13 protein-coding genes are annotated in these 13,960 nt (G+C 68.5%); 10 read left to right on the forward strand and 3 right to left on the reverse strand.

Annotation, left to right across the window (positions count from 1 at the left end; translation table 11 throughout):
- Positions 1-4: 4 nt before the first annotated feature.
- Both BLS74_RS29280 and BLS74_RS29285 read right to left on the reverse strand, forming a co-directional pair.
- A complete protein-coding gene (locus BLS74_RS29280; RefSeq protein ID WP_093110800.1) occupies positions 5-1,096 on the reverse strand; it encodes a type VI secretion protein IcmF/TssM N-terminal domain-containing protein in 1,092 nt (363 codons plus the stop codon).
- 24 nt (positions 1,097-1,120) lie between these two features.
- Positions 1,121-2,446 (reverse strand): DotU family type IV/VI secretion system protein, encoded by a 1,326-nt coding sequence (locus BLS74_RS29285; protein WP_093110802.1) that lies wholly within the window; start codon positions 2,444-2,446, stop codon positions 1,121-1,123.
- Positions 2,447-2,683: 237 nt separating this feature from the next.
- Between BLS74_RS29285 and BLS74_RS29290 the strand changes: the two genes are divergently transcribed.
- From BLS74_RS29290 to BLS74_RS29325, 8 genes are all read left to right on the forward strand, one after another.
- Positions 2,684-3,358: a response regulator transcription factor gene (locus BLS74_RS29290; protein ID WP_093110804.1), complete on the forward strand. Its 675-nt coding sequence runs from the start codon at positions 2,684-2,686 to the stop codon at positions 3,356-3,358.
- A gap of 150 nt (positions 3,359-3,508) precedes the next feature.
- Positions 3,509-4,207 (forward strand): hypothetical protein, encoded by a 699-nt coding sequence (locus BLS74_RS34115; protein WP_139191785.1) that lies wholly within the window; start codon positions 3,509-3,511, stop codon positions 4,205-4,207.
- 183 nt (positions 4,208-4,390) lie between these two features.
- Positions 4,391-4,981 carry a DUF1266 domain-containing protein gene (locus BLS74_RS29300; protein ID WP_093110808.1) on the forward strand — a complete coding sequence of 197 codons (591 nt, stop codon included), beginning with the start codon at positions 4,391-4,393 and terminating at the stop codon, positions 4,979-4,981.
- A 91-nt stretch (positions 4,982-5,072) separates the two neighbouring features.
- The gene (locus BLS74_RS29305) at positions 5,073-5,750 is read left to right on the forward strand and encodes a phosphoglycolate phosphatase (protein ID WP_093110810.1); all 678 of its coding nucleotides are present in this window, start codon (positions 5,073-5,075) and stop codon (positions 5,748-5,750) included.
- 84 nt (positions 5,751-5,834) lie between these two features.
- Entirely contained in the window at positions 5,835-6,908 is a 1,074-nt protein-coding gene (locus tag BLS74_RS29310; RefSeq protein ID WP_093110886.1) for an NAD/NADP-dependent octopine/nopaline dehydrogenase family protein, read from the forward strand.
- Positions 6,898-7,902 carry a 3-hydroxybutyryl-CoA dehydrogenase gene (locus BLS74_RS29315; RefSeq protein WP_093110884.1) on the forward strand — a complete coding sequence of 335 codons (1,005 nt, stop codon included), beginning with the start codon at positions 6,898-6,900 and terminating at the stop codon, positions 7,900-7,902. The genes BLS74_RS29310 and BLS74_RS29315 overlap by 11 nt, the downstream gene beginning before the upstream one ends.
- Positions 7,902-8,702, forward strand: coding sequence for an alpha/beta fold hydrolase (locus BLS74_RS29320; RefSeq protein WP_093110812.1), 801 nt, complete (start codon positions 7,902-7,904; stop codon positions 8,700-8,702). The genes BLS74_RS29315 and BLS74_RS29320 overlap by 1 nt, the downstream gene beginning before the upstream one ends.
- The gene (locus tag BLS74_RS29325) at positions 8,699-9,556 is read left to right on the forward strand and encodes a quinone oxidoreductase family protein (protein WP_093110814.1); all 858 of its coding nucleotides are present in this window, start codon (positions 8,699-8,701) and stop codon (positions 9,554-9,556) included. The genes BLS74_RS29320 and BLS74_RS29325 overlap by 4 nt, the downstream gene beginning before the upstream one ends.
- A 91-nt stretch (positions 9,557-9,647) precedes the next feature.
- Here the strand turns inward: BLS74_RS29325 and BLS74_RS29330 are convergent, their stop codons facing one another.
- Positions 9,648-10,127 carry a MarR family winged helix-turn-helix transcriptional regulator gene (locus BLS74_RS29330; RefSeq protein ID WP_093110816.1) on the reverse strand — a complete coding sequence of 160 codons (480 nt, stop codon included), beginning with the start codon at positions 10,125-10,127 and terminating at the stop codon, positions 9,648-9,650.
- A gap of 137 nt (positions 10,128-10,264) precedes the next feature.
- Here BLS74_RS29330 and BLS74_RS29335 point away from each other — a divergent pair, with 137 nt between their 5' ends.
- Together BLS74_RS29335 and BLS74_RS29340 are read left to right on the forward strand one after the other, a co-directional pair.
- Positions 10,265-12,448 carry a thiamine pyrophosphate-dependent enzyme gene (locus BLS74_RS29335; RefSeq protein ID WP_093110818.1) on the forward strand — a complete coding sequence of 728 codons (2,184 nt, stop codon included), beginning with the start codon at positions 10,265-10,267 and terminating at the stop codon, positions 12,446-12,448.
- 10 nt (positions 12,449-12,458) lie between these two features.
- A complete protein-coding gene (locus tag BLS74_RS29340) occupies positions 12,459-13,958 on the forward strand; it encodes an indolepyruvate oxidoreductase subunit beta family protein (protein ID WP_093110820.1) in 1,500 nt (499 codons plus the stop codon).
- The last annotated feature ends 2 nt before the right edge of the window (positions 13,959-13,960 follow it).

Raw genomic sequence — 13,960 nt, forward strand, 5'->3', positions numbered from 1 at the left:
TTTTCTATCCGCGCGCCAGCGGCTGGTCGGCCGGCAGGAAGCGCTGGAACAGGTCCGCGACGAAGGCGTCGTCCTCGCCGTCCGCGGGAGCGGCCACGACATAGAGGCCGCGCCAGTGCGCCGGCGCGAGCGTGCGGCCGAGGCCGTTGTCGAACATGCGCTCCACCAGCGTGCGCAACCCCGGCTGAAATGCGCGCAGCTGCTCCACGAAGCTGTGAATCGCCAGCCGGCGCGCCGGCTCCGGCTGACTGCGCAGCAAGCCCATGCGCAAGGCATGCAGTCGGTCGGCCATCGGACCAAAGGGATCGTCCGGCCGCGCACCGGCTGTCGCGTTGTCGGGCAGGCGGTAGCCGAGCGCCTGGACCAGCGCCTCCGGCGGCAAGGCGGAGCGCAGCACGCCGTAGCCGGCGAGCCGCTCCAGGCCGGTCACGACCAGGTAGACCGGCAGGTGCAGCCGCAGATGCTCGGCCGCTTCGTCGACGCGCTGCCGCAGCCGCGTCGCATCGGATGCCAGTGCCTTTGTGTCGCCGAGCAGGCCTGCGGCACTCACGCAGACCACGATGCCGTTGAGTGGCTGGCGCTCGCGTTGATGGGCGAGCGCCAGCAAGGCGTGATACCAAAGGCCTCGCTCATGCCGCGAGGCCGGCTCGCGCACCGCGGCCGGGCTGGTTTCGATCGCGATCATCGAGCGCAGGAAGTGCCAGCGCCAGAAGACATCGCCGGCGGTATCGGGTCCCGTCTGCAGCGGCGGTGGCGAGGCGCGGCGGGCCGCGGCCAGCAGCCCGGGCAGTCCGGCCGATTCGTCGCCGATGAACAGGAACCAGGGCTGGTCGTAGAGCGGATTGCGCACCGCGCGCTGCGCCGGCGAACGAAGAAGCAGCTCGCGCGCCTGCGCGATGGCCTGCCGCAGGGCGGCGAGCGCCGCCTGCTCCGAAGGGTTCGACGGCGTGCCGAGGACTGCGATGCGCCGCCGCAGCATCCGCCGCCGCGCGAAGTAGCGCGAGCCCAGCATGAACCACCAGAGAGCGAGAAGCCCCAGCAGGCACAGCGCGAGCAGGGGCCAGTAGTAAGTGGGCAACGGGTGCAGGGCGTTCATGGAAGAAGCTGGTCGCGGCGCTGTTCAGCGCGAGACGGTTTCGAGGAACACGAAATCGGCGATCGGCCGCCCGCCCGCTTCGTTGGCGGCCAGCGATTCGCGCAGCCGTTGAAGATAGGGTGAGGCCAGTTCGAAAGGAGGTCTGTCCGCGGTTTCGTTGAAGGGCACGGGCGAGGAAAGGGCCGTGACCAGCACGGTGCCGAAGGGCGGACTTACAAGCCAGCTCGATGGGATGTCGCGGCCCAGCTCGACGCTTTCGCCGGCGCGCAGGCGGGCCTGGCCGCGGCCCGCGTTGAGATGCATCACGGCGCCGTCGGCGGTGAAGTAGTCGACCCAGAGATAGCCGTCGTAGTCGGCGTTCGTGGCCTGCACCAGCACCAGGTCGCCCTCGCGCAGCCGGCCGTTCTGCGCGCTGAGTGCGGCGACCTTCAGGCCGTACCGCTTGTCGCGATTGCGCGCCTGGTAGGGCTTGAGGATGGCGACGACTTCGCAATGCGGCCAAACGCGCAGCTGGAGCTGGAAGCTCGCCGCGCTCACGCCCGGCATGGCACGCACTTCGCGCTCCACGCGCGCCATGTCTTCCGGCAGCGAAACGAAGCCGCTCACGCGCGTCGCGCCGTCCGCGCCCGCCGTGGCGGCGAGGTCGGCGCAGGCGTAGGTCTGGAGCTGCTGCTCGACTCGCTGGGCCAGCGTGGGCGGCGCTTCGCGCGGGCCGTTCAGCATCGAGCCCAGCAGGTACACCAGCGGAATCAGCAGCGCGAGTGCGCCGGCGGCGCGCAGCAGTGCCCGCTCGCGCCGCTCCGGGATGCGCGGACCCGGCGGGTCGGGCACACTGTAGGGCTGGGGCGTGATGCGCTCTACGGCCAGGGTGCCCGGTGCAAGAGGCTGCACCGGCAGTTGCTGACCATGCAGCTCCTTGAGCTTGCCGAGCTCGCCGCTGTCGCCGTTCTCGAAGTAGTACTGGCCCTTGAAGCCGTGGACCAGCGCGTGCCAGTAGATCTCGCGCACCGCGCCGTCGTCGGCCTGCAGCGCCGACAGGTGATGGAAGAACTCGCTGTGCGCGTTGTTGGAATTGAAGAGCTGCACCTGCAGCGGCGTCACGCCGGTGCTCCAGCCGGGATTGCGCGCGACGATCTCGTCGAGCCAGGCGACCATGGCGAAGGACGCCGATTCGATGCGCTGGGCCGGGATGCCCGCGGCACGGGCCGTGACCCGGGCCTCCTCGAGCAGGTACAGGGCGCGGCGCTGCACCCCGTCGGGCGTCCGGCCCATGCGCCCGGCGGCGATCGCCGCGTCGAGTTCGAGGCCGAATGAGAACAGGGGACAGAAGCAGTCGAACAGGCGAGCCATGAAACGCTCGCGCTATTCTTCGGTGGCGGTGGGAGCCTTGGGTTTGCGCCTGCATCGATGGCACATGCCGATCTCCCTGTTCTTCGTTGGATGTGGAATTCATTCTTTCAACGCCCCCCAGGGCCCGCCATATCGCTTGGGGACTATGTCGTTCGTGGAGCGGGCGAGTCTTGCCGCGCGCCGCGATCGCCGTTATCTTTGGTATTCGTTGAGTTCATTCACTACGTTGGGGCCGCCATGAAAATCCTGATCGCCGACGACCACCGGCTCGTCATCGAGGCGGTCAAAGCCAAACTGTCGGAAATCGAGCCCGACATCGAGTTCGTTCTGGCGATGAGCGTCGACGAGCTGCTCGCGGGCGCCTCCGACGACATAGACTTGGCCGTGATCGACCTGAACATGCCCGGCGCCGACGGCCAGGCCCACGTGGACGAGATCCGGCGCCGCCACCCGGCCGTGCCCGTCATCGTGCTCTCGGGCTACGAAGACCCCAACATCATGCGCACTGCGCTCGAGCGCGGCGTGCTGGGTTTCATCCCGAAGGCCTACTCGCCCGAGGTCATGCTGTCGGCCGTGCGGCTGGTGCTGGCCGGCGGCGTCTACGTGCCGCCGATGATGCTGTCGGCCGTGCCGCCCGGCATCGTGGCCGGCGTGCCGACCGCGGACGCCATGCAACGCGGATCGGCCGCCGCGGCGGCGCAGACCCTCGAACACCTGCGCAGCGTGCTGACCGAGCGCCAGGTCGAGGTGCTGCAGCTGCTGTCGCAGGGCAAGCCCAACAAGCTGATCGGGCGCGCGCTCGGCATCAGCGAGGGCACGGTGAAGATCCACCTGGCGGCGATCTTCCGCGCGCTCAACGTGCGCAACCGCACCGAGGCGGTGGTGGCGGCCCAGTCGCTCACCGAAGCCTGAGCCTTCGTCCGGCGGTCGCGCCGGAGTCATTCGCTGGTCATTTCCTGGTCGCTGTTTGGTCAGCACGGCAAGGGCGCGCGTCACGCAGACTGTTTCCAGAGCGCGTTCGCGCGGCAGCTGCCCTCACGGCAAACCAACCATCGAGAGACCGTGCCCTCCACCATTCGCTACGATCCGTCGCTGACGCTGGGCGCTATCGTCGACCCCGCCGCCTTCGCTACGCTGAGCGAGATCGCCGAACTCGACGCCGAGATCGACGCTGCGCAGGACATCCTGAACTCGTTCATCTCGATGAAGCGCAGCATCGACATGACGGTTCACGAGCTGATCGCCATGGAAGTCGATCCGCACGACGTCAAGGCAAAGAGCGAGCAGATCAAGAAGGAAATCTCCAAGGCGGCGGCGGACTACGCCGCCATCCGGCTGGAGAACGAGGCCAAGATCCGGCCTTTGAAGGCGAAGGTGCACAGCGTGCATCAAGGCCCTCGAAAGCCCCATCGACTTCGAGAAAACGACGCTCAAGATGATGGAAATTTCAACGGATTCTCTCAAGATGGAGCCGCAGTACTTCTCGTTCGAGCAGAACGACGAAGGAATGGCAGCAAGCTTGTCCGCCATCAAGGGTCTCATCGCCGGTTCGTCCAGCCATCTCGGCGTCGACGCTGCGACGGAGATGGCGAGCGCCGGCGTCAGCCAGGTCGCCAAGCAGCGCAAGGAGCACAACATTGCCGGGACGCTGGTGATTACGGCTGCTTGCACGCACAAGAAGGCCAACGTTCTTGCGCCATGGTCATCGAGCCGACAAGGCGGCCAGGATCTGGAATCAGGCATTTCCATCAGACAAGCTGAAGCTCGCCGAACCGGCCTGCATGGTGGCGGCGGCAATCTCCGAGGAAGATGGGAAGAGCAAGGCACTCAACCTGCTCACGGGCGCGACCTATGGGTCCAGCTTCGTCGGCATGGTGCATATTCTGCGGAAGGACGCGACAGGTATCGGGGAGGCTGCAGGTTCGGACCTGAGCTTGACGGCAATTGCCGAGAGCATGCAGGAGAAGCTCAAGGTCGCGGCCTGGCGCGAGGGAGAGAGCGGCCGCCTCGGCGTCGATCCTGGGAACAGGTTTTCCCGCGGAGAGAGCCGCCTATGCGGCCTGGCGCAGCGGTCACGTCGTCGACTCCGCCGCGTATGCGGCCTTGCAGGAGGTCTGCAGATTCCTGGTGCAGGATGCGCGCGTGGTCGAGGCCAAGCAGATCCAGGATGTTCACCTGAATCCGGTGGCCTGGAAGATCCAGCAGGCGTCCTACCTGGTGCGCCTGGGTTTTTCGGCCGGATATGTATCCAGACTGAACGCGCAAGCTGCGCTCAAGCGGCTGCAGGAGATAGCCCGCGCGCACTACACGTCCTGGGAGGACTTCTCGCTGTCGGGGTTGATCGCCCTGGGCGTGCGCAGCCCGATCGATAGCTTCGATCTGGTTGACTGGCGCAAGATAGCGCGCAGCCACGAGGTGTTGCTTCGAGTGCAGTACAGCACGCTCGCGCATGCCGCGCGCTGGAAGGTTTTCACCCCGGTCTCTGTGCCTTCGAACCGCTGGCTCGAATCGAGCGCGCAGCTGGCCGAGGCCTGAGGCCTGCCGTCGCCGCCGCGAGCCCTGATTGCGACGCGGCAGAATCAAGGCGATTCCGGGCTTCCCACCGCGCGCTTTGACCACCACTCGTTTGCACCTTTCAAACTTCGACGCCGCGATCATCGACCTCGACGGCACCATGGTCGACACCCTCGGCGACTTCGTCGTTGCCTTGAACTGCATGCTCGACGGGCTCGAATTGCGCCAAGTCGCGGCCGAAGCCGTCGCGACCATGGTCGGCAAGGGCTCGGAGCACCTGATCCATTCGGTGCTGCGCCACGTGCGCGACGGCCGCGCCGCCGACAACGCGCTCTTCGACGAGGCTTGGCGCCGCTACCAGCATCACTATCTCGCCATCAACGGCCGGCATTCGGATGTCTATCCCGGCGTCGTCGAGGGGTTGGCGGTGCTGCGTGCTCATGGCCTGCGCCTGGCCTGCCTGACCAACAAGCCCACTGCCTTCGCACGCCCGCTGCTCGCCGCCAAGGGACTTGACGGCTACTTCGACGTGATGTTCGGCGGCGACGCCTTCGAGCGCAAGAAGCCCGATCCGCTGCCGCTCGTCAAGACCTGCGAGGCGCTCGCCAGCGCACCGGAGCGCACTCTGATGGTGGGCGATTCGAGCAACGACGCGCGCGCGGCCCGGGCGGCGGGCTGCACGGTGGTGCTGGTGAGCTATGGCTACAACCACGGCGAGCCAGTGCGCGGCGTGGATGCCGACGGCTTCGTCGATTCGCTGGCAGAGCTGGGTCGGGTTCTTGATAGTTGACAATTGAATGGTTGAAAAGTAATGTATCTGCGAGCCCGTTGATTTGCGGATCGGCGGCCCGTGGCCTACAACTTCTTCTCGACCATGAAAATCGCCATCCTGGGCGGCGGCCACGGCTGTTACGCCGCCGCTGCCGACCTGTCCGAAGCCGGCCACGAAGTGCGGCTCTGGCGCCGCGACGCCGATGCGCTCGCCGCCGTGCGGCTGGCCGGTTCGATCACGCTGAAGGACGCGCGCGGCGCGCGCGAAGTACCGATCGCGCTGGCGACCGCCGACATCGGCGAGGCTTTGCGTGGAGCGATTCTGATCGTGATCCCGACGCCGGCCGTGGCGCAGGAAGACATCGCCCGCGCCATGGCGCCGCATCTGGTCGATGGCCAGGTGGTGTTCCTGCCGCCCGGCACCTTCGGCAGCTTCGTGATGGCGCGCATCGCCAAGGAAGCCGGCAGCCGCGCCGATGTCGCCTGGGCTGAGACCGGCACGCTGCCTTACCTGGCGCGCAAGCACGGCGAGCGCGAGGTCAACGTCACGATTCGCGCCATTCGCCTGCCGACCGGCGTGTACCCGGCGCGCAACGCGCAGCAGGCGCTGGAAGTGATCCGCCAGGCCTATCCGAGCGTGCATGGCTGCGGCGATGCGCTGTCGGGCGCGCTGATGAACGCCGGGCCGGTCATTCATCCGCCCCTGATGGTGATGAACGCCGCGCCGCTGCAGCACTTCGAGCGCTGGGACATCCACAACGAGGGCACGCAGCGCGCGGTGCGCGACGTGACCGATCGGCTCGACCAGGAGCGCATCGCCGTGCGCGAGGCCTTCGGGCAGGGCGCGCCGCACTATCCGCTGGCCGACCACTACAACAACGACCAGTGGATGTACGGCGACGCCCACAAGCAGCTGGTCAAGTCGGGCGACTGGCGCGAGAACATCGACCTCTACGCCCACCGCTACATCACCGAAGACACCGAGCTGGGCCTGGCCTTCCTCGCCTCGGCGGCGCGCTATGCAGGCGTCGATGCGCCGATTGCGCACGGCCTGCTGGCCATCGTCGGCGGCTTCCTCGGCCGCGATCTGCGCCGGGGCCCGCGCACCTTCGAGCGACTGGGCCTTGCCGTCCTCGACAAGGCCGAGCTGAAGAAGAGGCTGCATGATGGCGAATGAGACGCCGGCGCCGCGCTTTGCCGCCGTCGGCGCGGGCCGCATGGGCCGCGGCATCGCGATCGCCTTCGCCTATGCGGGCCATCGCATCGCATTGGTCGACCTGCGCCCGCGCAGCGACGAGGCCTGGCAGAAGCTGCGCGCCGAAGCGCGGGCCGAGATCGAGGCCAGTCTCAGGGGGCTCGCACAACTTGGCGTCGTCGAGGCTGCGCAGGTGAGTGCGATTGCCGACCGCGTCGAACTCGTGCCGGCCGCCGACGCGCCGCGCGCGTTGGGCCAGGCCGAGCTGGTCTTCGAAGGCGTGCCCGAGACGCTGGAGGCCAAGCGCGAGGCCTTCGAGCAGCTCAACCGGCATTGCCGCGGCGACGCGATCCTGACCTCCACCACCAGCAGCATCCTGGTCACGCAGCTCGCGGCGCTGGTGAAGAGGCCGGAGCGCTTCCTGAACATGCACTGGCTCAATCCGGCCTACGTGATCCCTGTGGTGGAGCTGAGCTGTCACCCGGGCACCGATGCCGCGGTGCTGGCGCGCACCAAGCACCTGATGGAGCAGATCGGCAAGCTGCCGGTGGTCTGCGGCGCTTCGCCCGGCTACATCGTGCCGCGGCTGCAGGCGCTGGTGATGAACGAGGCGGCGCGGATGATCGAGGAGGGCGCGGCCACCGCCGAGGAGATCGACAAGGCCACGCGCTACGGCCTGGGCCTGCGCTTCGCGGCGCTCGGCGTGGTGGAGTTCATCGACTTCGGCGGCTGCGACATCCTGCACCATGCGAGCCGCGAGATGTCGGCATCGATCGACAAGGGGCGCTACGCCGCGCCGGCCATCGTCGATCGCATGGTGGCCGAAGGCCGGCTGGGCCTGAAGACCGGCAGCGGCTTTTACGACTACGACGGCCGCGATGTCGCGGCCTACCGGCGCGACGTGCTTGCGCGCACGCTGGGCATGCTCCGGCATGCGGGGCTCTGGCAGCCTCCGGCCGACAAGACACAGCCATGATGAAGGTCCGCCGCGCGTTCGCAGATCTGTCGGTCGGGCAGGTGCACTACGCGAGCTGCGGCGATCCGCGCGCCGAGACGGTGCTGCTGCTGCACCAGTCCCCGCGCAGCTGGGCCGAGTACCGGCACGTGCTGCCCTTGGTCGGAGAGCGCTTCCGGGCAGTGGCGATGGACACCGCGGGCTTCGGCGACTCCGACGCCGGACCGGCGCCCGCGAGCATCGAGCAGTGGGCGCGCGTCGCGGTCGAGCTGCTCGATGCCCTGGGCATTGCACGCGCGCACGTGGTGGGCCACCACACGGGCGGCGTCATCGCAGTCGAGCTGGCTGCCTCCTTCGCGGACCGGGTGCATGGGCTGGTGTTGTCTTCCACGCCCTACACCGATGCGGCCTTCCGCCGCGCCCGCGCCGAGCGGCCGCCGATCGACGAGGTTGCGCCGAGCACCGACGGCAGCCATCTCGCGGCGCTGTGGCAGAAGCGGCAGTCCTTCTACCCGCCGAACCGGCCCGAGCTGCTGGAAGCCTTCGTGCGCGATGCGCTCAGCGTCGGCGAGCGGCTGGAGGAGGGGCACCGGGCCGTCGCGTCCTATCGGATGGAGGATCGCATCGCGAAGATCGCGCAGCCGACGCTGATCCTGCGCGCCACCGAGGATCCTTTCGCTGCGCCGCACGCAGCCGAACTGCAGGCGCATCTGCCGCATGCGCGCCTCGTCGACATCGCCGGCGGCATGGTGCCCCTGCCCGACCAGATGCCCGAAGCCTTCGCCGCGGCGGTGCTCGATTTCCTGGAGACGCTGCCATGAAGGCCGTGCGCATCCACGGCTTCGGTGCGGCGCCGGTGCTCGAAGAGATGGAAGACCCGCAGCCCCGCGCCGGCCGCACGATCGTCCGCATGGCCGCGGCCACTGTGGGGCATATCGATCGCACGGTCTGGAGCGGCGGCTTTCTCCGGCATCCGCCGCTGCCTTACGTCCCGGGCGTCGAGGCCGCGGGGACCGTGGTGGCGAGCGAATGCTACACGGCGGGCCAGCGCGTCTGGCTGCGCGGCGCAGGCCTCGGCACCAACGCCGACGGCACCTGGTGCGAGCTGATCGATGCGCCCGATGAGGCGCTGGGCCTTCTTCCCGACGAGGTCGACATGGCCCTCGGTTCGGCCTTCTTCTCGCCCTCCACCTCGGCCTGGGTCGCGCTGCATGAGATCGCGAAGCTCCAAGCTGGCGAGCGCGTGCTGGTGACGGGTGCCACCGGCGCCGTCGGATCGATGGTGTTGCAGCTGGCGCGCGATGCGGGCGCCGAAGTGATCACCGAGGCCGGCGCGCCGGTGACGCTCCTGGTCGATACCGTCGGCGGGCCGGTGCTCGAAGCGGCTTTGCCCGGCGTGGCGCCCGGCGGCCGCGCGGTGCTGGTCGGCTACACGGCCGGCAACACGCTGGCGCTGGACATCGCGCATTTCCTGCAGCGCGACGTGGCGCTGCTGCCGCTCAACATGTTCAGGCGCGAGGCTGCGGGACGGGCCGCTGCGCCCGAACTGCTGGCGCGCCTGGGCGATGGGCGGCTGAAGCTCGATGTGAAGCGCTTCCGGCTCGACGAGGCGGCCACGGCGCTCGAATGGATCACGCAGCGCGGGCATCGTGGCAGAGCGGTCCTGGTGCCGTGAAGTTCACCATCACCACCCGTTCGGGCTGAGCTTGTCGAAGCCGCGCACAAGGCTTCGACAAGCTCAGCCCGAACGGTCAGGGGAGATGGGGCTACTCGTCGTCCGTATCCGTCTCCAGCGGCGCGCGCGCATGCAGCTCGATCATCTGCCGCAAGGTGGTCTTCAGCTCCTCGGCGCGCAGCAGGCCGAAGGGCTCCAGCACCCGCAGCTCATGCTCCCTGGCGAGCTCCATCAGGTGCTCCACCGTCTTGGCGCCCTTGCGCGTGATGCGCACCAGCGTGACGCGGCGATCACTCTCATGGGGCAGGCGTTCGACCTGGCCCTTGGATTCCATGCGGTCCAGAAGACGCGTCACCGTCGGCTGCTTGGTCACCGTGACCTGCGCCAGCTGCCCAATGCTGATCGGCTCGCCGCCCGCCAGCGAGGCCATCACCCGCCACTCGGAGACCGAGAAACCGTGCTGGCGCGCGACCACGTGGAACTCCGTAGAGATCAGCTGGCTGGCCTGCGCCAGCAGCGCCGGCAGGTAGTCGTCGACGAAGCGCAGCGGCTTAGCGGGCTTCGTCGCCATGAAGGGCCCCCGGGTCTGCGGCAGGCACGCAGCTTGCATGTCTAGGGTAATTCATGATTGTGGATACATTCAGTTGTCAACATTATATGGACTGCACGATGAGGCGGCCAATGCCGTCATGAGGAACAAGGCACATCATGGCTGAACGATCGTTCGTCGAGGAGGTTAAGAAACTCCGACTTTCGGAGGGGGAGCTGTTCCGGGGCGAAGGCATTCTGGCCGTCACCAAGGCGCTGCTCGAATCGGGTGTTTCCTATGTCGCGGGCTACCAGGGTGCACCCATTTCGCACCTGATGGACGTGCTGGCCGACGCCCAGGACATCCTGGCCGAGCAGGGCATCCGCTTCGAGAACAGCGCGAGCGAGGCCACGGCCGCCGCCACGCTGGCCGCCTCGGTCAACTACCCGCTGCGCGGCGCCGTGACCTTCAAGGCGACGGTGGGCACCAATGTGGCCTCCGACGCGCTGGCCAACCTGGCTTCGGGCGGCGTGACCGGCGGCGCGCTGGTCATCGTGGGCGAGGACTACGGCGAGGGCTCCTCGATCATGCAGGAGCGCAGCCACGCCTTCGCGATGAAGTCGCAGATCTGGCTGCTCGATCCGCGGCCCAACCTGCCCTGCATCGTCGATGCCGTGAAGAAGGGCTTCGAGCTTTCGGAGGCCAGCCACACGCCGGTGATGCTGCAGCTGCGCATCCGCGCCTGCCATGTGCACGGGCAGTTCGTGGCCGGCGCCAACCGGCGGCCCGCCTTCACGATCAAGGATGCGCTCGAGAACCCGCAGCGCGACGTCAGCCGCATCGTGCTGCCGCCGGCCAGCTTCGTGCACGAGCAAGAGAAGGTGAAGGACCGCTGGCCCGCCGCGGTGCGCTTCATCGAAGACAACAGGCTCAACGAGTTCTTCTCGGAAGACGCCGACGACATCGGCATCATCGTGCAGGGCGGCAGCTACAACACCCTCGTGCGTGCACTCGAACGCCTGGGCCTGGCCGACGTCTACGGCAACAGCCGGGTGCCGCTCTACGTGATGAACGTGGCCTACCCGGTCATCGAGAGCGAGGTGCTGCGCTTCTGCGAAGGCAAGCGCGCGGTCTTGATCGTCGAAGAGGGTCAACCCAACTTCGTCGAGCAGAACCTCGCGACCATCCTGCGCCAAGCCGGCTCGACCACGGCGCTGCACGGCAAGGACATGCTGCCGGTGGCCGGCGAATACACCGCGGCCGAACTGCTCAAGGGCGCGCGCAGCTTCGGCGAGCGCTACGGCCGGTTGCAGCCGCTGCCGGTGCCCGCGCCGGTGCGCCGGGTGATCCCACTCATCGAGGTCGCCGACGTCGGTGTCGATGGCGCGCCCGAACCGGCCCTGCCGCTGGACGAGAACGTGCATGCACGCCCGCCGGGCTTCTGCACGGGGTGCCCCGAGCGCCCGATCTTCAGCGCAATGAAGCTGGTGGAGCGCGAGCTCGGGCCCCACCACGTCAGCGCCGACATCGGCTGCCACCTGTTCTCGATCCTGCCGCCCTTCAACATCGGCAACACCACCATGGGCTACGGCCTGGGCGGCGCCGGCGCCTCCGCGCTCAACGCGCCGGCGGGCAAGCGCGCGATCTCGATGATGGGCGACGGCGGCTTCTGGCACAACGGGCTGACCAGCGGCGTCGCCAACGCGGTCTTCAACAAGAGCGACAACCTGACCATCGTGGTCGACAACAACTACACCTCGGCCACCGGCGGCCAGGACATCCTGTCGTCCACCGCGCACAACGCGACGCGCAGCACCGGCCACGAGATCGAGCGCGCGGTGCGCGGCGTGGGCGTGAAGTGGGTGCGGACGATCCGCCGCACCTACGACGTCGCAGGCATGCGCGACGCGCTCAAGGAGGCGCTGACCACGAAGGAGAAGGGCCCCAAGGTGCTGATCGCGCAGTCCGAATGCATGCTCAACAAGCAGCGGCGCGAGAAGCCGCTGGTGCGCAAGGCGATCGCCGAGGGCAAGCGCGTGGTGCGCGACAAGTTCGGCGTCGATTCCGACACCTGCACCGGCGACCACTCGTGCATCCGGCTTTCGGGCTGCCCGTCGCTGTCGATCAAGGCCAATCCCGATCCGCTGCGCACCGATCCGGTCGCGACCGTGCTCGACAGCTGCGTCGGTTGCGGCAACTGCGGCGATGTCTCGCATGCCGCGGTGCTGTGCCCGTCGTTCTACAAGGCGCAGATCGTCAGCAACCCGAACGGCTGGGACCGCTTGCGCGAACGCGTGCGCGGCGCGGTGATCGGCTGGCTCCAACGTGGCGAGGCGAAACGCCGCGCCGAGTACGCCTTCTGATGGCCACGCGATGACGCAACAACAACCTATCAAGATAGCGATCCTCGCCATGGGCGGCGAGGGCGGCGGCGTGCTGGCCGACTGGATCGTCGACATGGGCGAGGGCAACGGCTACGTCGCGCAGACCACCTCGGTGCCGGGCGTGGCCCAGCGCACCGGCGCGACCATCTACTACGTCGAGCTCTACCCCGAGGCGCAGGCCCAGGCCGACGGCGGCCGGCCGGTGCTGGCGCTGATGCCGCTGCCCGGCGACGTCGACGTGGTGCTGGCCTCGGAGCTGATGGAAGCCGGCCGCGCGGTGCAGCGCGGGCTGGTCACGCGCGAGCGCACCACGCTGGTCGCGTCGACGCACCGCGTCTATTCGATCGCCGAGAAGAGCGCGATGGGCGACGGGCGCGTCGACAGCGCACAGCTGCTCGCGCATGCGGACAAGGCCGCCAAGCGCTTCATCCGTTTCGACATGGCGCAGGCCGCCGAAGACGCGGGCAGCGTGATCAGTGCGGTGCTGTTCGGCGCGCTGGCCGGCGCCGGCGTGCTGCCCTTCAGCCGCGCGAAGTTCGAGGCCACCATCGAGCGCGGCGGCGTCGGCGTCAAGCCGAGCCTCGAGGCTTTCGGCGCTGCCTTCGTGCGTGCGCAAAGTGCAGCGGTGGAAGAGGCGCCGATGGACCTGCCCGCCGCCGCGCCGCAGCCGAAACATCCGGCCGTGCGCGCACTGGTCGAGCGCGTGCAGCGCGACTTTCCCGCCTCTGTGCACCCGGTGCTGCTGGAAGGCGTGCGCCGGCTCATCGACTACCAGGACCTGGCCTACGCAGCCCTCTACCTCGACCGCGCGGCCGCGATCGCCGCGCTGCCGAGCAACGACGATCACCGCCTGCTGCGCGAGACCGCGCGCCACCTGGCGCTGTGGATGTCCTACGAGGACACAGCCCGCGTCGCCGCGCTCAAGACCCGCTCCTCGCGCTTCGAGCGCGTGCGCGGCGAGGCCGGCGTGAAGGGCGGGCAGGTGCTCGCGATCAACGAGTACATGCATCCGCGCCTGCAGGAGATCTGCGAGACGCTGCCGGCCGGCATCGGGCGCTGGCTGATGAATTCGAGCCTGCCCCGCAAGCTGGTGGAGCGGCTCACGCAGAAGGGCCGTGTGATCCAGACCAGCTCGCTGCACGGCTACCTGATGCTGCGCACCGTCGCCGCGATGAAGCGCTGGCGCCGGTCCACGCTGCGCTATGCCGAGGAGAACCGCCGCATCGAGGAATGGCTGCAGCGCATCGCCGCGACCGCAGTGCAGCATCCCGAACTCGCGGTCGAAGTCGCGCAGTGCCAGCGCCTGGTCAAGGGCTACAGCGACACCCACGAACGCGGCCTGCGCAACTACGACACGGTGATGGCCGCCTTCCAGCGCGCCGGCGCGGGGCTCGCGCCGGCCACCTTGCGCGAACTGCGCGACGCCGCGCTCGCCGATGAACACGGGCACAAACTGCAAGCCGCGCTGGCGCAGCATGCGCTGGCCTGAAC

Origin of the sequence: Variovorax sp. CF079 (genome assembly GCF_900101545.1) — a bacterium.
In the GTDB taxonomy this organism is placed as follows: Bacteria; Pseudomonadota; Gammaproteobacteria; order Burkholderiales; family Burkholderiaceae_C; genus Variovorax.